The following is a 21,395-nucleotide window of genomic DNA, read 5'->3' on the forward strand; positions in this document are numbered from 1 at the left end:
GTCGCTTACCCGACCTGATACTGCTGCATGCGCTCGACAATCGGCGCAGAGGTCAGCCAGGGGCCGATGGTGTCGGCCCGCTCCATGCCTGCGGCGGTGAGCGCCAGCAGCGCTCCGTGCTGCTGCGCCAGCCCCAGCGCCAGCAACTCCTGCAGCTGCGGCAAGGCCTCCAGGCAATCGAGGCCGAAGCGCCGACCAAAGTCGTCGCGGTCCAGCCCCGGGAACACCAGCAACGACTGGATCGCATGCCGCCGCATGGCATCGTCGGCATCCAGCGCGATGCCGTAGTCGGCGCAGGCGAAGCTGGCCGGATCGCGCGCCAGGTAGTGATCGAGAATTTCCGCCACCGAGCGCCGGCTGACCCCGTATTCGCTGGAGTAATGCAGGCCGGCGGTATACGAGCGCGCGCCGCAGCCGATCCCCACCATGCCATCGCTCTGGCAGCAGTACACCGGCGCATCGCTATCGCGCGCATGCGGGGCGCGGAACATGCGCATCGAGACCTGGGTGTAGCCGGCCGCCAGCAGATGATCGCGTCCGGCCCGGTACAGCGCCAGGCGCTCGTCCAGCGGCTCGGGTTGCAGCACGAAGCTGCGTCGCCCGCCGCTCTTGGCCTCGATCCGGCCCAGGCCGGTCATCGGCCGCACGTACAGCGGATACAGGTACAGCTCCTCGGGTGCATGCCGCAGTGCGCTGTCGATGGAGGCCAGGAAGCTGTCCACGGTCTGCCCGGCGATGCCGTAGATCAGGTCCAGGTTCAGCGTCGGGATGTCCTGGGCGCGAATGATGGCGATTGCCCGCTCCACCGTGTCGCGCTGTTGCGGCCGCACCAGTGCGCTCACTTCGGCGGCGCTGAAACTCTGGATGCCCATGCTGACGCGATCGATGCCGGCCTGCCGGCAGACCCGCAGCCGCTCGGCATCCACCGTTTCCGGCGAGACTTCGATGCCGGCCGGAATGGTGTCCAGCGCAATCGTCGCGTGCCGCGACACCATGTCGAACACGCGCTGCAATTGCGCCGGATCCAGATAGCTCGGCGTACCGCCGCCCATCGCAAAACGCACGAAGCGGTGCGTGCCCAAGGCCTGCACGGTGGCGCGCAGTTGCTGTTCCATCTGCAGCAAATAGGCCTCCACCTGCGCCGCTGCCGGGCGCGCCAGTGCGAACAGGTTGCAGAACCCGCAGCGGTACGAGCAGAACGGGATATGCAGGTACAGGAACAGCGCCTGCCGGGGTTCGTCGGCCCAGACCTGCGACAGCGGCACGGCCGGCTGCAGCGGCCGGTAACTGGTCTTGTGCGGGTACGAGTACGAATAGGCCTGGTACGGCGGCTGGCGCAGCAACTCGGCCAACGAAGGCAGGCTCATGGGGTCACCAGGAAATGGGCATAAGGCACGGTCATCACCACTTCGTGGGCCAGGCGATGGCCATGGTAGCCATCCTCGCCGTAGGCGGTGCCGTGATCGGAACAGACGATGGCAAACGCACCACCGCGCGCGCGCAATGCGGCAAACAACGGCGCCAGCGCCGCATCCACATAGCGCAGCGCGGCGCAGTGGCTGTCGAAGTCGTCGCGTACCGCGCCGGGGACGTAATGGCAATTGGGCTGATGCAGGGCCGAGACGTTGATGAAGAGAAAACAGCGGGTATCGCGCAGGGCGGGGTCGCCCAGGCGTGCGCAGGCCAGTGCGACCTGGCGCTCGGTCGAATCGGCGGCGGTGACGCCAAACTCCGGCGACCAGTGACTCTCGCCGAACAGGCCGGGCAGCTGCGCGCCGAGCGCGTTGGCCTTGTTGAAAAAGCCGGTGCCGCCGATGCATAGCGTGTGGTATCCGCAGCGCGCCAGGCCATCGACGATATCGCCGCTGTCGGCGAACACCTGGGTCTGCGCGACGATGGTCTCGCTGCCGTCGAAGGCCAGCGCGAACAGGCGCGGATGCGGGCCCTGGCGCGCCGGGGTCGGTAAAAACCCGGCGAAGAACGCCATGTGCGCCGCGTAGGTAAAGCTGCCCGGCGTGTGCCGCCGCTCCCAGCCATCAGCCGGCAGGTACGGCGCCAGCACCGGCAGCTCGCCCTGCGCAAAACAGCGCTGCGCAGCGTCGTAGCGCAGCGTATCCAAGGTGATCAGCACGATGTCGTGCGCACCGACGATGGCGCGCATGTCCGGCAGCATCTCAACCATGCAGGCGGTTCTCGCAGCGCGCGTCGGCGGTCATGCCGGCAGTGGCGAAGACGGTGCCAAGTGCTGCCTGATCCTCGTAAGTGGTGCGCCCCTGCCAGCGCAGCTGCGGCAGCAGGTCGCCAAAGCCGTTGGCTTCCAGCACATGGCAGCGCCCGGCGCGCTGGATCAGGTCGAAACCGATCATGCGACAGTCGGCGAACGCGCTGGCCGCCTGCGCCACGGTGCTGGCCACCGCCGCATCCACCTCGTCGCTCTGCCAGGCCTGCGCCGGCAGGCGCCGGTTGCCCAGGTGCAGATTGGTCAGCGCACAGCGGCTGGCACGTGCCACACGCTGCCGCGCCGCACCGTCGAACGCGACCACGCGCAGGTCGTAGTGATAGCCGGGCAGGCAGGGCGCGCGCGGCTTGGGAATCCACCGCTCCAGGTAAGCGCCCTGCGCGGCGATCGCATCCACCAGTGGCGCGATCTCCTCGGTGCGGGTGTAGCGGCGCTGGCGCAATGCGTTGAACACCCGCACCTGGCCGTCCTGCACCACCAGCTCGGCCGAGCCGCTGGCGATCTGGCGCCCATCGCGGTGCCAGCGATACGCCAGCACCCCCGCGCCGGAAGATCCGTAGCGCGGCTTGAGAAATGCCTGGCTGCAGCCGCTGGCCTGCAGGCGTTCGCGCAGGCCGGCGTAGCTGTCGACCGTGCCCAGCAGCGCCGGCACGGCGACACCGGCCGCAGCCAGGCGCTGCTGGCAGCCAAGCTTGTCGGTCATGGCCAGCAGACCCGCCGGTGGATTCAGATAGCGCGCCGCCGGCAAGGTCGCAAACAGGTCTGCAACCCCCGCATACCACAGCTGCTGATGCGCGAGTTCGCCATGCGTCAATGGCGCAGGTGCCGGCCCAGGCCGGCCCAGACACTGCCAACCGCGCACGATCAGTGCCTGATGCAACCCCGGCGCCTCGCCCGGCGATTCCAGCTTGACCAGCGCGGCCGGATGCCGCGCCAGCCAGTCCTGCAACGGCGCTGTGGTGTCCAGCAGCTGCAGATAATCGAACACCTTGGCCGCAGGCTGGCCCTGCGCCTGCAATGCCTGCTGCAGGGCGGCAACCCTGCGGCTGTCCCGTGGCCCCACCACGACCCAATGCGCGCTCACGTCATTCGGAGACAGCGACGTAGCGCTCGTCTTCTTCTTCCTCTTCGGGGTCTTCCAGGATCACCGTGACCGGCAACGTCGCCAGACGGGCCTGCCAGTCGGCAGAAATGTAGTGATGGCTCAGATCGATCCGCTGCAGCTGGCCCAGTTGCGTGCTTTCGACCAGGGCCCGCGCGCCGACATCGCCGATGGTGCCCAGCGACAAGTCCAGCGTGTCCAGGCTGCCCAGCCACGGCTGGGTGGCCAGCCAGCTCGCCAGTTCGTCGGTGTTGGCTGCATTGCGCAGGCCCAGATATCGCAGACGCTCCGGGCCGATGGCTGCCAGCAGCCGCTGATAGGTGCCCAGATCGCCGTCGTAACCGTAATCCTCCACGCCCAGCCAGAGCTCCAGGTGCTGCAGCGCCGGCAGCGTGGAGTCGGCGATCGCCTGCACGATGGCTGACGGCAGCCCACCGCATTCGATCGCCAGTTCCTGCAGCTGCGTATGCGTGAACGGGGTCAGCGCCAATTTGGACGAACCGCGCACGCGCAGCGATTGCAGCGCCGGAAATGCGGCCAGCAGCGGGGTGTAGTCGGTTTGGATGATCCACGACACCTCGCAGTCCTCGCAGACCATGTCGCCGACGAACAGCGCGCGCAGCGCGGTCAGTTCGTCGCGGCGTTCGATCAGCCGCTGCAGATAGCCGCTGGGGCCTTCCTCATAGGATTCGCGCCAGGGGCCGATGATCAATGCCTGGATACTGGCCGGGTCGACCTGTGCCAGCAGGCTGTCGAGTAACTCCGCCTGGCTGCCTTCGCCTTCGTAGTCCTGGCGCAGCCGGTACACCACGTCGCCGCCGCTGGCGGGCTGGTCCACACTGAAGTCCACCACGCGCTTGCCGCGATAGAATTCCGAATACTCGCCGATCGTCATTGCATTGCCTCCCTGGCTCGGTGAGCGCACAGGATACCCGCACGCTCGTGGCAGCCTCGTTAATGCCATGCGCCACCGCTTCATCACCCGTTCCACAGGCGGTCACCGGTGCCTGCACCGCGCCGCACGTCTTGCTCGAAGGACCGATCGCATGCACGCCCATCCCGCCGCCGCGCGCATTCGCGCCACCGTCCAGGCCGCCACCACCGGATTGATCGAGCGCGATCAGCTGGCCGAATTGATCGTGCTCGCAGCGGTGGCGCAGGAACATCTGCTGATCATCGGCCCGCCGGGCACCGCCAAGAGCGCGGTGGTGCGACGCGTCGCAGCCGCGCTGGGCGGTCGCTATTTCGAATATCTGCTGGGCCGCTTCACCGAACCGGCCGAGTTGTTCGGCCCGGTGGACCTGCGCAAATTGCGCGAGGGCAGCGTGCAGATCGATGTGACCGGGATGTTGCCGGAAGCGGACATCGCCTTCCTCGACGAAGTCTTCCTGGGGTCCACCGCCATCCTCAACACCTTGCTCGGGCTGCTCAACGAACGCCGCTTCCGGCGTGGCCAGACCGACCTGCACTGCCCGTTGCGCCTGTGCGTGGGCGCGGCCAACGCGCTGCCGGACGACGATGCGCTGGCGGCCTTCAGCGACCGCTTCCTGCTGCATCTGTTCGTCGAGCCGGTGGCGGACCATCAGCTCGAAGCATTGCTGTCGGGTGGATGGCAGGCCGAACGTGCGCCGCTGCAGCCTGTCGCCGGGCTGGCCGACCTGGACCTGTTGTGCGAACAGGCGCGTGCGGTGGACATGGAGGGCGCACGCACGGCGCTCGCCGCGGCGATCCGGACATTGCGCGGCGCAGGCGTACAGCTGTCGGACCGTCGCCTGGTCAAGACCCAGCGGCTGATCGCCGCCGCCTGCGTGCTGGCCGGACGCACCCAGGCCAGCGAGGCCGATCTGTGGCCGCTGTTCTATGTGCTGCCGACGCGCGAGCAACAAGCCAGCGCACGGGACCTGCTGCGCGGCACCCTGGCCGCCGCCACCAACCCCACCTTGCGCGCGGCGGTCGAACAGGCCGCCCTGCAGCCGCTCTCGCGCACTGCCCGGCTGGTGGAGGCCGCCCAGTGCTGCCTGCAGGATCAGCACAATCCCGCCCTGCGCACCATGGCAGAAGCCCTGCTGCGCGAGATCGATGCCAACTTCACGGCCGCCTCGCTGCCGGCCGAGCTGGCCCACGAACGCATCCGCCTGATCGAGCAGATCGGCAGCGGCGCGTGAACTGGTCGTGGCAGGACGAGCCGGTGCCGGTCGCCCCGCAGGGGGTGATCGGCGTGGACGATGCCGCACGCCGGTTGCTGGCGGCATGGGCGCGCGTGTCCGACGGCACTGGCTTGCTGGTCACCGCCACGGCCCGGGCCTTGCTGCTGACCGGCCCTGCGCTGCAGCTGCCCTGGGCCGACGGCGTGCAGTACGTGGCGCCGCGCGCGGACGCCGCCGGCCTGTGGTTGCCTACCGCCGAACGCCCCGACCTGCCGCTGGAACTGCTGGAGCGTGCGCTGCGCCGCCAGCACGGAGCGCAGCCGCTGTTGCTGCTGCGCTCACCTGCACTGGTGCTGCCGCTGCATCGGTTGCTGCCGGCGCGTGCCGAGGTCGTGGCGCAGATCCGTCAGCGCTGGGAGGCCGCGTGAGCGCCGTGCTGCAGATGCCTGCACCGCTACAGCCCTGCCGGCTGTGGCTGGACTGGTTCGACCCGCAGATCGCCTCCCAGCTCGGTGCCTGGTTGGTGCGCCTGGATCCCCTGCTCGGCCGCACCAGTCGCCTGCGCCGCCAAGAGGGCGACAGCGAGCCGGACGGCATCGACGATCTGCGTCGGCGCGGCAGCTACGAGCACCTGCTGCTGAGCGAGTGGGCACTGGCAGACGCTCTGCCGGAGGAATTCCTGCGCCGCGCCGCGCACGCCGAGCACCTGTTCCTGGTGCCGCGCATGCAGGCGCGCACGCGCGATGCGCGCCTGGTGGCGATCTTCGATGCCGGCCCGGCGCAATGGGGCGCGCCGCGTCTGGCGCAGATTGCGTTATGGATCCTGCTGGCACGCCGCGCGCAGTCCGCCAATGCGCGCTTTGTCTGGGGCCTGGCGCATCTGCCCGGCGAACTGCACGACGCCGATAGCCCCACCCGGCTGCAACAGCTGCTGCAGGGCCGCACCTTCGAGGCGACCGGCACGCAGCACGCGCAAGCCTGGGCCACGCAGCTGGCAACCGCCACGCCGACCACCAGCGAGTGCTGGTGGATCGGTGCACAACCGGTGCGCGCAGCGCCGTTTCACCACCAGGCCAGCATCGTGCCTGCAGCCGATGCGCAGCTGCAGGTGGTGCTGCAGACGCGCCCCGGCACCCGCAGCAGCCTGTTGCCGGTGCCTGCCAGCATGGCCGCCACGCAGCTGCTGCGCGGGCACTTCATCGACACCCAACGCCCCGCCGAGGCCGACACCGCAAAACACGTGGTCAGGGGCAGGTTCTCGCTGCGCCATGCGCCGCTGTTCAGCCCGGACGGCAGCCATGTCGCATTGCTGCTGGCAGACGGCTTCCGCAGCGCGATGGTGAAGGTGCAGCCCGCCGACATCGCCAAACGAGCGGCACCGCGCTACCACCAATGGGCGCAGGGCGGTCAGCCGCTGTGCCTTGCGGCGCAGAACAAGCACGTCGGCGGCATCGTCGCTCTCCGGGAGCAGCCCGAGTTCTGGAATCTCCCGGGCATGCCCAGTTCGATCGAGGCTGGCGGGCAGAGCATCTGCCCCGCACCCGGCCAGGTGCGGCTGCGTCCGTGCGTGTGGCTCAACAGCGGCGGCCAGCCGCAGCGGTTCCTGCTGTGGGACCAGCACGGCCGGCTGATGTCGTGGACGCGCGAGAGCAACCAGCGGCAGCGGGTTGCGCAAGGCAGCGAGATCGCCGGGCAGGTGGTGGCGCTGGCGCAAGGCGATGCCGAGCACGCGGTCTACGTCACCCATGTCGCGGGCGAACTGCGCCTGTTGCGCCTGCACCGCACCGGCAAGCAGGACCTCGTCCTGCAGCTGGCGTTGGGGTCGCGTCCGCCGGTCGTGTTGCTGCGCAGCCTGGCCCAGGAGGGCCAATGGCGTGGCGCCATCGCCCTCGAACTGGCAAGCCGCCAGGCCGGCGGCGACCGCTCGCTGGCCTACCGGGTACTGCACGGGGGGCCGGCCGATGGCTTCCAGGAATTCGAGGCGATCGTGGCGTCCGGCGACAGAGCGATCGGCCTGATCGGCGACCCGGACGCGCCGCAGCACAGCCTGCTGCTGGTGCTGCGCGCCGATCGTCGCGCACTGCTCGCCATCGGGGCCAGCGGGCGCCGGACACTGCATCGCGCCGCCAGCGAGATCAGCGCTGCGGCGGTGTCCAGCGATGGCGCGCGGGTTGCCCTGGTCACCCTGCAGGGGCAGGCCTGGATCCTGGGCGATGGCGGGCTGACCCCGTTGATGGTCGTGCAAGGCCAGGCCGAGCAACCCGGCCATGACTAGCCCCGCGCGCACGGACAACGCTGGCGCCAGCGTGCGGTACCCGCTGTGGCACGGCAGCCAGATGGTGTCGGCGTTGTGGTTCTCGGCAGCGTGGCTCGGCCCGGAGCAACGCCTGGTCAGGCTCGTCCGCGCCTGGCAACCGGGCAGCCGGGCGCTGCGCTTTGCCGACGGCGATGTGCTGTGCTTCGCCGCGCCGCGTGCGCTGGTCTGCGAGCAGGCGCCCGGGCTGGCGCTGTGCCAGGTGCATGGCGGCCTGTTTTCCGGCGCGTTGACCGCCGCCGAGGCGGCGCAGTTGCCCCCCGCCGACATCGGCCTGGTCCATGGCGCCCAGGTGATCGCCTTGCAGTGGCATCAGGCGGTGGCGCTGGATCCTGCCGAGGCGATCGACGTGACCGGCTACCCGCTGCACATGCCCTACGACTGCAGCCCGGGCACGCCACCGCTGGAGGTGGACCGGCTGCGCGGCAAACCGCTGCGGCAACTGCTGGGCACTGCCGTCCCGCCCGCCAGCGCCGAGCGCGATGCGTTCCTGCACGCGTTGAAGACGCAGCGCCCCGGCATGCAGAACCACACGCTGTGGCAACGCCTGCTGGCGCGCGCCCAGCGCGCGCTGGGCAGCGAGCACGCGCCGGCATCGCATGGATCCCCAGCCACCGGGCAGAACGCGGCCGTGCCGGCACGCCGGGGTGCCGCAGCGGTATCGGCCTGGCGCACGCGACTTGCCCGCGCACTGGTTGCCTCGCGGTTGGCCAGCCTGGTCGGACATCGCCAGGGCGCCTACATGCGCCGGATGCTGCGCCAGTTCGAAGACGGCGATCTGGACGAAGCCTTGCGCAACGCGCTGCCGCTCGATGGCGTGGACGAGTCCTTGGGGCAGGCGTTCGGGGTGCCACAACGGCGCAGCGACCTGAGCCTGTCGCGCACGCGCGGCGCCGGCACCAGCATCGGCATGGGCGAAGAGCTGCAGGCGCATCTGCGCGCGACCTATCGCAGCGCCTTCGCGCGCCTGGACCGCGAGGGGCAGATCGATCGTGCGGTGTTCGTCCTGGCCGAATTGCTCAATGCGCGCCATGAGGCGCTCGACTATCTGGTCAAGCACGCCCGTTACACCCAGGCCGCAGAGCTGGCGCTGGGTTGGGACATGCCGGCGGCGATGATCATCCGGCTGCTGATGCTGGCCGGCGACCATGCACGTGCCGTGCAGGTCGCGCGCCGCGATGGCGCCTTCGCCGCCGCAATCCAGCTGCTGCACGGCGCCGACCGCGCACTGGCCGACGCGCTGCGGCTGGAATGGGGCCAGGCACTGGTGCAGGCCGGCGACTGGCTGGCCGCCGTGGACGCGGTGTGGCCATTGCACGCGGCGCGCAACCAGGCCGCGCAGTGGCTGCTGGCCGCCGAACAGGCCGGCAGCACGCTGCGCGCACGCGCCCTGGTCAAGCGCGCGCAACTGTTGCCGGACACGCTACAACACTACGCCGAGCGCATCGCCGCGCTTGCAGAGCCCGCCGCCGACTCCGCACCGCGCAGTGAAATGGCGGCGGCGCTGCTGGCAGATGCTTCCCCCAACCGCGCGCTGCAACAGCTGGCGCGGCAGCTGCTGCCGGCGATCGCCGCCGATCATGCGTTCGCACGCAACAGCCTGTCCGTCGGCGATCTGACCACGCTGCTGAAGCTGGCCAAGGACCCCCTGCTCAGCGCCGATATCCCAGCCTTCAAACCACGCGCCGCGACCAGCCAAGCCGGGCTATGGGAGGGCGCCACCATCCTGCACCTGCAGCCACCGCAGGCCGGCCTGGCGGCCATCCACGACGTGGCTGCGCTCCCGGATCGCCGCTATCTGCTGGCCCTGGGCGACGCCGGCGCGGCGGTGGTGGACGCGCACGGGCGCGTGCTGCAGCGCTACCCGGCGCCGGCATTCGGAATCGTCATCGCCGACAGCGGACAGGTTGCCCTGGCAATCGCACCCCGTGAGCGCGTGTCCACCGTCCATCGGCTGGATTTGATCACCCATGCGGTGCGCGACCTGGGCCAGATCGCGCTGCAATACGCCGCGCCCGGCTACAGCGGAATCGGCTGGAGCATCGTGGTCGACGACCGGCTGCTGGTCGTCGATACCGACAAGGATCTGCACAGCGTGCTGTGGCATGTCGGCGACCTGCCCGGCCCGGTGATCGCGGCAGGATTCTTCAGCGATCGCGAGGTGTACCTGGTGCGGGCCCGCGAGCAGCTGGAGGACTGGACCTACAGCCTGCCCGAGCGACGCCTCAAGGCGCGCGATTCCCTGCGCGTGGACCCGCAAACGCCAGTGCTCGCGCATCGGCTCGGCAGCGTGCAGCAAGCCGATGTGCGCACCGATCCCGATGGCGACATTTGCCTGCACTACCAGCACACCGGCAACGCCCGTCAGTGCCGTTTGCATCACCACAGCGACGCATCCGGCGAGCCGGACGGATCGAGCGTGATGGCGCTTGAACTGGGATTCCTGGTTGGCCTGCATTGGCCGCACGGCTCGCGCTATTTCCTGGTGCGCCACCATGACGGCCGCATCGTGGCGTCGCTGGACTGGCCTGCGGGCATCGCGGTCAAGGTGCGCGAGCAGCCCGGCCATCTGCTGTTGCATGACGCGCACGGCCGCTTGCTGGATCTGCAGACCGACCGCTCGCTGGCCCACGCCATGTCCTTCCTCGGCTAGCGCGCAAGACACCGCGCTACGGCAGGCGCAACAACGCAACGCCACGACGCCACGCGGATGCGCGGCGCTGGGGGTTTCGCAGCACCAAGGTTGCAGCGGTGCCCACTCCGCTCAGGTCGGCGTGTCGACCTCATCCCAGTCGGCGTCTTCGAAGTGCAGCAGCCAGTTGAGCGCGTAATGGCGCTCGTACACCACGCCCGGCACGAGCCCGGCCGGCGGTGCCTGCTGGGTGTGACCGGCCTGGCGCACGGCCCAGTGCAGGCGCAGATGCAGGTCCAGCGCATCCAGCAATTCGGGCAGCGGCCGCAGCGTCGGCAACGTGCGCGCGGGCGCCTGCGCTTGGTCCAGCGCGCGTTGCGCAACCAGCGGCACGTCGCACAGGGCGGTCGGCTGCGGCAAGGTGTCGGCCAGGCCCAGCGCCCACTGCAGCACGGCCAGGCTTTCGTAACGCCAGCCGAAGTTGGCCAGCATCTGTTGTTCTGGTTGCGCCTGGGCAAAGAAAGCGCGCTCCTGCGGCGATAGCGCAGCGGTCACGCCGGGCAACCGTCCCTCCACCTCGTGCAACGCCGGTGGCGCGTCGCCGGCGGCCAGCATCTCCGCACGCAAGGCCACCGCAAACAACGCCAGCATCCGTTGCCTCACCGCCGCCGCGTCGCGCACCCGCGCCTCGCCCTCGCCGGCCACCGGCGGCAAACTCGGCGGTACGCGGACGCCCTGCGCGCTCAGCTGCGCCAGGTGATGCGTCCGTCGCTCGCGCGCATCCGGCGGGTACGGCACCTGCGCCTGGTCATCGAGCGCGGGCTCGCCCTGGCTGATCAGCACGCGCCCCTGCGGGTCGCGCACGCTGCCATCGGCCAGAAAACACACCGCATTGGCCTGCTCGGCCCATTGCGCCAGATCGCCGAACGCGCTGTCGTCGACCTCGAAGCTGAAGTGCTGGCGCACCCGCTGCACATGCCGCATCAGGTGATACCGCGACTGGGTCATTTGCCCGTCGCCGGCCTGATTCACGTAGCCGACAAAACCGTGCAGATGATTGGCCAGTTCCGGATCGGCGTGGTCGCGGTGCTGCACGGCCGCGTGCGGCAGAAAGTCCGGCCATCGCGGTTCGCGCAGCGTGGAATAGGCGTTGACCAGCAGCGGCATGCGGGTGTCCTTATGCAGTCGGAGGCAGGCCGGCAGGGTGCCGCACCCCTGGGTTGCTGTCCATGTCGGAGGGAACGAGGTCGATCGTGTAATACGCCACTGGGTCGGTGCCGGGACTCAACACGCGCAGCCCCTCGCGCTGCAGCCCCAGCGCTTCCAGCGCGCGCAGGGAAGCGACGTTGTCCGGTGAGGCGATCGCGCACAGCCGGGTCAGCCCCAGCACATCGCGTGCATGGTCCAGCACCGCGCGCCCGGCTTCGCTCACATAGCCTTGTCCACGATAGGCAGGCAACAGGGCGAAGCCCAGATGCGGCACCGGCAAGCTGTCGCGGCACAACAAGCCCAGCGTGCCTGCGAATGCGCCGGTCGCGCGGATCTCCAGCGCCCAATGCGCAAACCCGTACGTGTCGTGATGCGCCTGCGCCCATTCGCGCAGATGCGCGCTCGCCTGCGCGCGGGTACGGATGCCGCGGTCGTTGATGCCGGCGATAAAGCCGGGGTCGTTGACCAGCGCCAGCATCGCATCGGCATCGCGCTCGGCATCGAGCGTGCGCAAGCGCAAGCGCGGGGTTTCGATCACGACGGGCATGGCGCACTCCTTGAGCAGGGCAAGCCAGACTGCCGTGCGGGCATGTCGCTGGCAAGCTTCAGCGCGCTACCGCTGACAAGCATCGGCAACCATCCAGCGGACGACCAGCAGCTGCATGCAGGCGTCGCCCACTTGCGCGTCAAAACCTCCATGGTCACCGGCGACAGGGCTTGCTGCGTGCAGCCAGCGCAGGTCTTTCGACAACCGCACACTGCCGCGCTGCCGCGGCAGTGCGGATGCAGCAAAAGCCACCTGCCACGCGTGCTGAAGCGCATGACAGCCCGGGAACGATCGATGCCTTGCCGCAGGCATCCGGGCGCGTGCCAGACGCGGATGCCAAACGCTAATCCCGCACTCCGCAACGGCACCAACCTGACCACAAGCGCCGTGGCTTGCGCGGCAACCTCAGTCGAACAGCGCCTGGATCGCCGCAAGCCCGGCACTGGCGCGTTCCTTCTTGCGCTCGGCATCGGCCACCGGGTCGGCGCCATCGCGCTGCAGTTCTTCGGCCGGAATCTCGTCGAAGAACCGGCTGGGCTTGAGCCGCACGTGCTCGCCGAACTTGCGCGTCAATTTGCTGTGGCTCATCCACAGCTGCTCCTTGGCGCGGGTGATGCCCACATACAGCAGGCGGCGTTCTTCCTGCAGGTTGCCTTCTTCCAGGCTCACTTCATGCGGCAGCACGCCGTCTTCGCAGCCGACGATGAACACATAGCGGAATTCCAGGCCCTTGGACGCATGCATGGTCATCATGCGCACCTGGTTGCCACCATCGTCCTTGTCGTTGCGCGACAGCAACGCCAGTTGCGCAGCCAGATCGCTGGCGCTGGCGCCACGCGGGCCGCCTTCGAACCACTCGGCCAATTCGTCCAGATTGCGCTTGCGGCGCTGGAAGCCGGTTTCGTCCTTGGACTGATTGCGCAGGTCGTTGAGCAGGCCGGATCTTTCGGCCAGGGTGCGCACCAGTTCGCCAGCGGGCATCGTGGCCGAATGCTCGCGCATGTCGCGCAGGATATCGGTGAACGCACTCAGGCCATTGGCCGCACGCGGCGGCAGGTGCTGCAGCGCGCCCATCGACTCGGCCGCGCGCGACATCGGCACCGACTTCGCACTGGCAAGCTCGGCCAGCCGCGCCAGCGAGGTCGCACCGACCTCGCGCTTTGGCGACTGCACGGCGCGCAAAAATGCCGCGTCATCTTCGGGGTTGACGATCAGCCGCAACCACGACAGCACATCCTTGACTTCCTGCCGCTCCAGAAACGCGGTGCCGCCGGTCAGGTGATACGGCACGCGCAGCAGCTGCAGCGCCTTTTCCAGCGGCCGCGACTGAAAATTGCCGCGGAACAGGATGCAGAAATCGCTCCACGGCACCTGCTTGGCGGTCCCCAGGAACGAGATCTCGGCAGCGACCTTTTCGGCCTCGTGCTCGCTGTCGCGGCATTCCCACACGCGGATACGCTCGCCGTCGGCCTGGTCGCTCCACAGGGTCTTCAAGTGCTCGTGCGGGTTGTGCGCGATCAAGGCATTGGCCGCACGCAGCACGCGGTTGGAGCAGCGGTAGTTCTGCTCCAGCTTGATGATTTCCAGCGCCGGGTAGTCGCGCCCCATCTGCTGCAGGTTTTCCGGATTGGCACCGCGCCAGGCGTAGATGCTCTGATCGTCGTCGCCCACGCAGGTGAAGTTGCCGCGCGGGCCGGCCAGCATTTTCAGCAACCGGTACTGCGCATCGTTGGTGTCCTGGCACTCGTCCACCAGCAGATAGCCGATGCGCTCGCGCCAGCCCAGTACGATCTCTTCGTTGGCCTCCAGGATCTGCACCGGCAGCCGGATCAGATCGTCGAAGTCCACCGCGTTGAAGGTGGTCAGCCGCGCCTGATAGCGCTCGTACAGGCTGGCGGCTTCCTTTTCGCGATTGCTGCGTGCCGCCGCCATCGCCTGTTCGGGCGACAGGCCGGCGTTCTTGGCGCGCGAGATCAGGTTCTTGGCATCTTCGATCGCATCGGGCTTGGCGCCGTGCATCAGGTCCTTGATCTGGGCGGCGGCATCGTCGGAGTCGAAGATCGAAAAACCGCGCTTCAAACCGGCAGCGGCGTGCTCGATCTGCAGGAACTTCAGCCCCAGCGCGTGGAAGGTGCAGATGGTCAGGCCATCGGCGCCATCGCCACGGATGCGCTTGGCCACACGCTCGCGCATTTCCTTGGCGGACTTGTTGGTGAAGGTGATCGCGGCGATACGCTTGGCCGGATAGCGGCCGGTGGCGATCAGGTGCGCGATCTTTTCCACGATCACGCGCGTCTTGCCGCTGCCGGCGCCGGCCAGCACCAACAAGGGACCTTCGCAGTGCAGCACTGCGGCGCTTTGCGGGGGATTGAGACCGTGCATAGAGGCTTCCAACAGAGCAGGCCATTGTAACGGCGCCGCCTGCGGCTGGCCGGCGCGCCGGATTCAGCTCGGCTGTTGCGCTGTCATGGTGCCCCCGATGGACGGGGTCGGTAGCGCGGCAGCAGCGCCCGCCGCGGTCCGGTAGCCGGCAACACCGGTTACCCGTGGTGCGCTGCATGCCGCCGCCCGGCCCGGTAAAATCGCCCGATGGCCAAGCTCTATTTCTATTATTCGGCGATGAATGCCGGCAAGACCACCACCTTGCTGCAGTCGGCGCACAACTACCGCGAACGCGGCATGCGCACGCTGATCCTGACGCCCAAACTCGACCACCGCGCCGGCAGCGGCGTGGTCGCATCGCGGATCGGCTTGCGTGCAGACGGGCGCGCGTTCGATCGCGACACCGAACTGCAGCAGCTGGTCGAGCGCGACATCGCCGCCCAGGGCGCCCTGCACTGCGTTCTGGTGGACGAGGCGCAGTTTCTCGGCCGCGCGCAGGTCTGGCAGTTGAGCGAGGTGGTCGACCGGCTGCGCATCCCGGTGCTGTGCTACGGCCTGCGGACGGATTTTCGCGGCGAGCTGTTCGAGGGCAGCCAGTTCCTGCTGGCCTGGGCCGACGAGCTGGAGGAGATCAAGACCATCTGCCACAGCGGCAGCAAGGCCACCATGACCGTGCGCGTGGACGCGCAAGGGCATGCGGTGCAGGACGGCCCGCAAGTGGAGATCGGCGGCAACGAGCGCTACGTGTCGGTCAGCCGCCCCGAGTTCAAGAAGATCATGCGCGGCGAAGGCCGCATCGACCCGCTACAGATCGCCTTGCCGTTGCCGTCTACGGCGCCCTAGGCCTGCCGGCACCGGCACGCGCCGCGGTCGGACAATGCCTGGCGCGGTGTCGATGCGGCCCACTCACGCCACGGCGGCATGCTGCGGAAGCCGGAGCGCACCGTGACCCGACATTGTCCAATCCCTCGGCCGCATCCGGGCAGGCGACAGTGCCGCCTGCAGGCATCGTCGCGCACGCACGGCCACACGGCGACGGAAGCGGTGCTGGACTGAAGACTTCAGCAATGCATGGCATCGCCTCTCCCGCGCGCTAGTCACCTGCGCGCTATAAGCTTTTGAGGCATCGTTACACCTTGCAATGCATGCAATTGCCGCGCGATGCCGGCGACACGCCGACAGGCGTATCGTTACGCGGGCTTGGCGGCCGCGTGCACGACCAAGCGCAACCACCGTCCTGTAAACTGGCGACCATCCACTTGTCGGGAGGCACCCATGGCTCCGCTTCCTCCCGAGTTACGCGCCGATATCGCACGTGTTGGCCGGCTATCGTCGGTGCCCGACGTGCTGACCATTCTCACCCGTCTGACTGGCATGGGATTTGCCGCCGTTGCGCGCGTGACCGATACGCGCTGGATCACTTGCCAGGTGCGCGACGAACTGTCGTTCGGTCTGACGCCAGGCGACGAGCTGCCACTGGTCACCACCTTCTGCGACAGCGTGCGCACCCAGGGCAACGCCTTGTGGTTCGGCCACGCCTCCGAGCATCCGGTCTTCCGCGACCATCCCACGCCGCGGTTGTACGGCTTCGAAAGCTATGTCTCGGTGCCGATCAAGTTCGACGATGGCAGCGTGTTCGGCACCTTGTGCGCGCTGGACCCGTTGCCGCGTGTCATGGATGCGCCGATGGTGGAAAAGGTCGAACTGCTGGCGCAGCTGCTGGCCGCGCAGATCCAGGCCGAGCAGCGTGCCGAAGAGAGCGCGCAGGAGTCGCAGCGCGCACGCAGCGAGCTGGGCCGCGCCGGCGCCTCGGCACGGCTGCGCGAGGAGTTCATCGGCATCCTCGGTCACGACCTGCGCAACCCGCTGCAATCGATGCATGCGGTGGTGGACGCGCTGTCCATCGACCCGCTCAACCAGCGCCAGGGCGCGTCGATACGCTCGATGCAGCGCAGCCTGCGCCGCATGGAAGAACTGATCGATTTCGCCTGCGATTTCGCCCGCGGTATCGAGCGCGACTGGCTGCAGCTGGACTACGGCAACGGCAGCGATCTGCTCGATGCGCTGTCGCAGGTGGTCGACGAAACCCGCGCCGCCTATCCCAACCAGGTGCTGTCCACGCACGTGGCCATCGACGAGCCGGTGCACGGCGATGCGGTGCGACTGGCGCAGATGTTCGGCAGCATGATGATCAACGCCGTGGTGCAGGGGCAGCAGAGTTCGTTGATCAAGGCGGTCGCGGTCACCGAACAAGGGCGCCTGCGCATCGAGGTCTGCAATCTGGACGGCATCGAGCCGCGACGGCTGGATGTGCTGCACGCGTCCACGCACGTGCATACCGCCGGCCGTGCCCTGCCGGAAGTGGATCTGGGCCTGCACATGGCCGCACAGATCGCGCAGGCGCATCAGGGCGAGCTGCACATCACCAGCGGCAAGAACGGCACCTGCTTCCGCGTGGAGCTGGCATGCGCCCGGCCACGTGCGCGCATGCACCTGGTCGGCGGTACCACGTCGGCCTGAGCGCGCCGCCCCGGCGACGGCGCGGCGCACTCCCATCACACACTCAGTAGATCTTGCGCTCGCTCGCCGGCGGCGGCGTCCATTGGTAGAGCCAGGTTTCGGTCAGCGGCTTGCCGTTGGCGCGCAGGTACAGGCGAACGTCGATCTGCTGCATGCTGTCATCCGGCGGCACCAGGTCGAACATTGCCCGATAGCCCTTGAGCTCATGCAACGGCCGCGCCGACACGATCTCGGTGCTGCCGCGCGATACCTGAATCACCGCCTCGACCTTGGTCTTGGCGTCCTTCACCAACCCAGGCAGGTCGCCGCCGGCAAAGTCCACCGCAAACCGCCAGGAAAAATGGCTGCGCTTCTGTCCGACGATGCCGCCCAAACCGGTACGGGTGGCGACGCAGTGCGCCAACGGCGAGCTGGCCGGCGGCTGCGCGCCCCAATACAACCGGTAGCCCATCAACAACTCCTGCCCCGGTTGCGGCTTGGCCTGGGGATTCCAGAACGCCACGATGTTGTCGAAGGTCTCGTCCACGGTCGGGATCTCGACCAACTGCACCGAGCCCTTGCCCCAACCGCTCTTGGGTTCCACCCACAGGCACGGGCGCTTCTCGTAGAACACGCCGTCATCCTGGTAATGGTCGAAATTGCGGTCGCGCTGCAGCAGTCCGAACCCACGCGGGTTCTCATCGACAAACATGTTGAAACGCAGCTGCGGCGGGTTGCACAGCGGCCGCCAGATCCATTCGCCACCGCCGGTCCACATCGCCAGCCCGTCGGTATCGTGGATCTCCGGCCGCCAGTCCCAATCCATGCGGCTGTCGTTTTCGCCAACCTGGTACATGCTGGTGCACGGGCCGATGCCGAGCCGTTCGATGGCCTTGCGTGGGTACAGCGCGCTGTCGATATCCATCACCAGCACTTCGCCATTGGTGATGGCAAAGCGATAGGCGCCGGCGACACTGGGAGAATCCAGCAGGCCGTAGACCACCACGGTATCCGAGTCGTCGGCCGGCTGCTCCAGGTAGTAGGCGATGAAGTCCGGAAATTCTTCGGGACCGCCGGTGCCGGTGTCGATCGCCAGCCCACGCGCCGACTGCCCGTACTGGCCTTCCTTGCCCACTGCACGGAAATAGCTCGCGCCCAGAAACGCCGCAAAGTCGCGGTCGGTGTCCTTGCGCGTGTTGAGCCGGAAGCCGGCAAAGCCCAGGTCCTTGGGCAGCTGCTTGCCGCCCAGCCCGCTGCTGCCGTAATCGAACGCAGCCGGGTCATAGGCCAACTGCTGCGCCTTGCCATCGACGATGTCGTAGATGTGCACCGGGGTATGGAAGTACAGCCCCAGGTGGAAGAACTTCGCCTGGAACTTGCCGTTGCCGTCGGCCCACAGCGCATGGTCCTGGCGATAGCGGATCGACTGATATTGATCCCAGTTCAATGCTTCCAGCGGGCCTGGCAGCACCTGCTTGTGGCTTTTGTAGGGGGCTTTGGCCAGCGCACGCGCCTGTCCCTTGAGCCATGCGTAATCGAATGGTTGCGGCTGCCCGAGCCGACGCAGTCCCACCGCCTTGGCAGCCAACGCCCACTGCGGCAATGCCGGCAAACCAAGCGCGGCCAAGGCGGCAGCGGCATTCTTCAGGAAGTGGCGTCGTTGCATGCGCATCGGTCTGATCGGGGAATGGCGCCATCATAGCCACAGCCCGGCGCGGACGCGCGCGTGCGGAGCTAAGGCGCTGCCGATCCAGCTTCGCAGGCGTTGTCCAATGCCAGTTCTTCCGCCTTGCTGCACAGAAATTGCCGCTGCGCCTGCGCATCGTCCGGTCCGCTGTACGGCAGCAACGTCCACTGCTCTTGCGCCTGCATCTGCGCGCCCGGCGCGAGCTGGCGATACGGGGCATGCACTTCCATCTCCAGCAAACCCCGTTCGGGATGCAGGGGCGGAGCATCGAGGTACAACTCCACTTGGCCTTGTTCCGGATGGATCGCGGCCAATGGCTGATGCGTAAAGCGGATCACCAGCACCTGCGCACCAACGAAGCCGGCCATCCAGCCTGCCGATGGCTGCAGCAACAGCTTGCCGCGCTGGACCATGCCGTCATCGCGCACGTCCGCACGCAACGCCAGCACGCCCGCACGGTGGCCGAACGTGGGCGGTACCGTATCCGGCTCGCTCGGCGGCTGCACCCGAACATCTCCGGCATCGGCCACCGGTACAAACACGCGCGTACTCGCCGCAACGCGCGTGTTGAACCACAGATCCCAGGCGATCGGCTTTTTGCGGCTATTGCGCGCCGTGGCCTGCACCTCCACCGTGTCGGCGCGCACCGTGGACAGCGCGATGCGCTTGCTCAGCTGCACGCCGGTCACCGGGCTGGGCACGCCTTGCAGACGTATCTCGGCCGGTCCATGCATCACCACACGCGTGGTGGCCAACGACAGGTACGGATCCGGCGGCCACACCGCAGCGGCGGCCTTGCGCTCAAGATTGACCTGCTGATGCAACCACCACTGACTCTGCGGCCCCACCCACACATCGTGACCGAGATACGGAATATCGCCGGCACTGGCAGACACCGTTGGTGAGGATTGGCGATCCACTGCCGCTCCGATCTTCAACACGCTGTGCTGCCCGCGCAGGTTGAAGGACAGCACACGCCCCCCGAATGCCGGTGTGGCGCTCAGCTCCACCGCAGCGTTGCGCAACTGGATACGCTCTGCTGGCGCGGGGCCGGTCGTCGCGATGTCATCCGCATACGCCGTGCCAAGAAGCACTAGCGCCAGTACCCCGCCAGCCGCCAGGGACATGCAAAGAGGCCGTGAGATGGGCATGACGCAGTTCCAGAGCGAAGGCATCGATTGTGGCGTGGTCCAGCTGTGGAAACTAGCAGTGCTGCAACTTCTCACTGCGAACGTCGAGCCAGCGATCGCCTGGCCTGCGCTTCATCCGTTAGGGCAGCATCTAGATCGAGCGAGCAGATCCACCTGGTCTGGAGGGCAGCTCGAACCGTTTACAGCGTTCTGCCATGCCTCAACGCTGGCAATTGCCGCACCACACCGTCGCGCGCTGTCCAATCGTTGCGTGTTTCAAGGTCCGCCCGCACTGCTTGCAGGGCTCGCCCTCGCGGCCGTAGACCGTCAATTCCTGCTCGAAATAGCCAGGCGCGCCGTCCGGACTGATGAAGTCGCGCAACGTCGTGCCACCACGCTGGATCGCGTAACCCAAGATTTCCTTTACCGCGGTCGACAGGCTCCGGTACCGCTCAAGCGACACTTTGCCAGCCTCGCGCAGCGGGCTGATTCCCGCACGATGCAGGCTCTCGGCTGCGTAGATATTACCGACGCCAACAACCACTGCCTGATCCATCAGAAAGGTCTTGACCGCAGCACGACGGCCGCGCGACAGCGCATAAAGATAATCGCCAGTAAATGCTTCTGATAATGGCTCCGGACCCAACGCCGCAAGCAACTCGTGCACCTGTGTGTCGGATTGCCACAACAGGCAACCGAACCGGCGCGGGTCGTTGAAGCGCAGCACGCGGCCGTTTTCCAGGCTGACATCCACATGATCATGTGCGCGCGGCAAGGTGTCTCCGGGCAGCACACGCAGGCTTCCGGACATTCCCAGATGCAGCAACGCGCTACCGCCGGCATCGGTATCCATCAACAGGTACTTTGCACGTCGACGCACCTGCGTGATGGTGGCTCCAGGGAGCAGGCGCTCGATCTGCTCGGCAATCGGCCAACGCAAGTCCGGACGACGCAGAATGACCCCATGGATGCGCTGCCCGACCAAATGCGGCGCAAGCCCGCGCACGGTAGTTTCGACTTCGGGCAACTCGGGCATCGCGGCATCCAGAAACAGCCGGTCATGTCCCGGCACAGCACCATATGGAGGTCTGCTCGCTGAAAAGCAATCAGGAACTGGGAGAAGTGGTCGGTGGTGGTCTGTTGGCGACGCGTGCAGAGCGAGGCGCTAGCGCAGGCGCAGGCAGCACGTGGCTGCACCTACCTGCCGAGGGCAGGGTCATGCCATTGCTGACGGGTATCGGCGCCAGTACCGCCCTGCAGGCGGCAGTGGGATACGATCAGGTCGCGATGGATACGCATCATCGCCCCTGCATTGCCGCCATGCGCAATGTTGCCTCCGGGTGTAACTGGCGGCGCAGGACGACCGCAATGCACAGCAGCACGCGTCAAGGAACTTCCCCCCAGAAGCCGCCCAAAAAGAAACCCTCAGTCCTGATGGACTGAGGGTTTCGGGTAAAGCCCCTGGCGATGACCTACTCTCGCATGGCTTGAGCCACACTACCATCGG

At 67.7% G+C, this 21,395-nt stretch carries 16 protein-coding genes; 6 read left to right on the top strand and 10 right to left on the bottom strand.

Going from position 1 to position 21,395, the window contains the following annotated elements; all coding sequences use genetic code 11:
• Positions 1-5 precede the first annotated feature (5 nt).
• Genes FHY18_RS21750 through FHY18_RS21765 form a run of 4 tightly spaced genes read right to left on the bottom strand, consistent with a single transcriptional unit; the run spans position 6 to position 4,236 of the window.
• On the bottom strand, positions 6-1,367 hold the full coding sequence (locus tag FHY18_RS21750) for an STM4012 family radical SAM protein (protein WP_259159995.1): 1,362 nt from the start codon (positions 1,365-1,367) through the stop codon (positions 6-8).
• Positions 1,364-2,182, bottom strand: coding sequence for an STM4013/SEN3800 family hydrolase (locus FHY18_RS21755; RefSeq protein WP_259159997.1), 819 nt, complete (start codon positions 2,180-2,182; stop codon positions 1,364-1,366). The genes FHY18_RS21750 and FHY18_RS21755 overlap by 4 nt, the downstream gene beginning before the upstream one ends.
• On the bottom strand, positions 2,175-3,305 hold the full coding sequence (locus tag FHY18_RS21760) for an STM4014 family protein (RefSeq protein ID WP_259160030.1): 1,131 nt from the start codon (positions 3,303-3,305) through the stop codon (positions 2,175-2,177). The genes FHY18_RS21755 and FHY18_RS21760 overlap by 8 nt, the downstream gene beginning before the upstream one ends.
• Before the next feature lie 19 nt (positions 3,306-3,324).
• Positions 3,325-4,236 (bottom strand): STM4015 family protein, encoded by a 912-nt coding sequence (locus FHY18_RS21765; protein WP_259159998.1) that lies wholly within the window; start codon positions 4,234-4,236, stop codon positions 3,325-3,327.
• A gap of 151 nt (positions 4,237-4,387) precedes the next feature.
• Between FHY18_RS21765 and FHY18_RS21770 the strand changes: the two genes are divergently transcribed.
• Genes FHY18_RS21770 through FHY18_RS21785 form a run of 4 tightly spaced genes read left to right on the top strand, consistent with a single transcriptional unit; the run spans position 4,388 to position 10,455 of the window.
• Positions 4,388-5,506, top strand: coding sequence for an AAA family ATPase (locus FHY18_RS21770; protein ID WP_259159999.1), 1,119 nt, complete (start codon positions 4,388-4,390; stop codon positions 5,504-5,506).
• Positions 5,503-5,916, top strand: a complete 414-nt coding sequence (locus FHY18_RS21775; protein WP_259160001.1) for a hypothetical protein — start codon at positions 5,503-5,505, stop codon at positions 5,914-5,916. Before FHY18_RS21770 ends, FHY18_RS21775 begins: the two co-directional genes overlap by 4 nt.
• Positions 5,913-7,763 carry a hypothetical protein gene (locus tag FHY18_RS21780; protein WP_259160003.1) on the top strand — a complete coding sequence of 617 codons (1,851 nt, stop codon included), beginning with the start codon at positions 5,913-5,915 and terminating at the stop codon, positions 7,761-7,763. Before FHY18_RS21775 ends, FHY18_RS21780 begins: the two co-directional genes overlap by 4 nt.
• Positions 7,756-10,455 (top strand): bpX6 domain-containing protein, encoded by a 2,700-nt coding sequence (locus FHY18_RS21785; protein WP_259160004.1) that lies wholly within the window; start codon positions 7,756-7,758, stop codon positions 10,453-10,455. Before FHY18_RS21780 ends, FHY18_RS21785 begins: the two co-directional genes overlap by 8 nt.
• A 111-nt stretch (positions 10,456-10,566) precedes the next feature.
• On the opposite strand, the gene FHY18_RS21790 is transcribed toward FHY18_RS21785, so the two are convergent.
• The 3 genes from FHY18_RS21790 to FHY18_RS21800 all read right to left on the bottom strand — a co-directional run bounded on the left by FHY18_RS21790 (position 10,567) and on the right by FHY18_RS21800 (position 14,572).
• Positions 10,567-11,601: a DUF4272 domain-containing protein gene (locus FHY18_RS21790; protein WP_259160006.1), complete on the bottom strand. Its 1,035-nt coding sequence runs from the start codon at positions 11,599-11,601 to the stop codon at positions 10,567-10,569.
• A gap of 10 nt (positions 11,602-11,611) precedes the next feature.
• Positions 11,612-12,190, bottom strand: coding sequence for a GNAT family N-acetyltransferase (locus FHY18_RS21795; RefSeq protein WP_259160007.1), 579 nt, complete (start codon positions 12,188-12,190; stop codon positions 11,612-11,614).
• 405 nt (positions 12,191-12,595) lie between these two features.
• Complete coding sequence (locus FHY18_RS21800; RefSeq protein ID WP_259160009.1) at positions 12,596-14,572, bottom strand: UvrD-helicase domain-containing protein; 1,977 nt, start codon at positions 14,570-14,572, stop codon at positions 12,596-12,598.
• A gap of 207 nt (positions 14,573-14,779) precedes the next feature.
• Between FHY18_RS21800 and FHY18_RS21805 the strand changes: the two genes are divergently transcribed.
• Positions 14,780-15,415 carry a thymidine kinase gene (locus tag FHY18_RS21805; RefSeq protein ID WP_259160011.1) on the top strand — a complete coding sequence of 212 codons (636 nt, stop codon included), beginning with the start codon at positions 14,780-14,782 and terminating at the stop codon, positions 15,413-15,415.
• A gap of 432 nt (positions 15,416-15,847) precedes the next feature.
• Positions 15,848-17,092 carry a GAF domain-containing sensor histidine kinase gene (locus FHY18_RS21810; RefSeq protein WP_259160013.1) on the top strand — a complete coding sequence of 415 codons (1,245 nt, stop codon included), beginning with the start codon at positions 15,848-15,850 and terminating at the stop codon, positions 17,090-17,092.
• 43 nt (positions 17,093-17,135) lie between these two features.
• Here the strand turns inward: FHY18_RS21810 and FHY18_RS21815 are convergent, their stop codons facing one another.
• From FHY18_RS21815 to mutM, 3 genes are all read right to left on the bottom strand, one after another.
• Positions 17,136-18,737: a glucan biosynthesis protein D gene (locus FHY18_RS21815; protein WP_259160014.1), complete on the bottom strand. Its 1,602-nt coding sequence runs from the start codon at positions 18,735-18,737 to the stop codon at positions 17,136-17,138.
• 68 nt (positions 18,738-18,805) lie between these two features.
• Positions 18,806-19,885 carry a DUF4380 domain-containing protein gene (locus FHY18_RS21820; protein ID WP_259160015.1) on the bottom strand — a complete coding sequence of 360 codons (1,080 nt, stop codon included), beginning with the start codon at positions 19,883-19,885 and terminating at the stop codon, positions 18,806-18,808.
• Positions 19,886-20,108: 223 nt separating this feature from the next.
• Positions 20,109-20,924, bottom strand: a complete 816-nt coding sequence (gene mutM / locus FHY18_RS21825; RefSeq protein ID WP_259160018.1) for a bifunctional DNA-formamidopyrimidine glycosylase/DNA-(apurinic or apyrimidinic site) lyase — start codon at positions 20,922-20,924, stop codon at positions 20,109-20,111.
• Between the last annotated feature and the right edge of the window lie 471 nt (positions 20,925-21,395).

The sequence above is a fragment of the Xanthomonas sp. 3793 genome (genome assembly GCF_024806835.1).
GTDB classification, from domain to species: Bacteria; Pseudomonadota; Gammaproteobacteria; order Xanthomonadales; family Xanthomonadaceae; genus Xanthomonas; species Xanthomonas arboricola_F.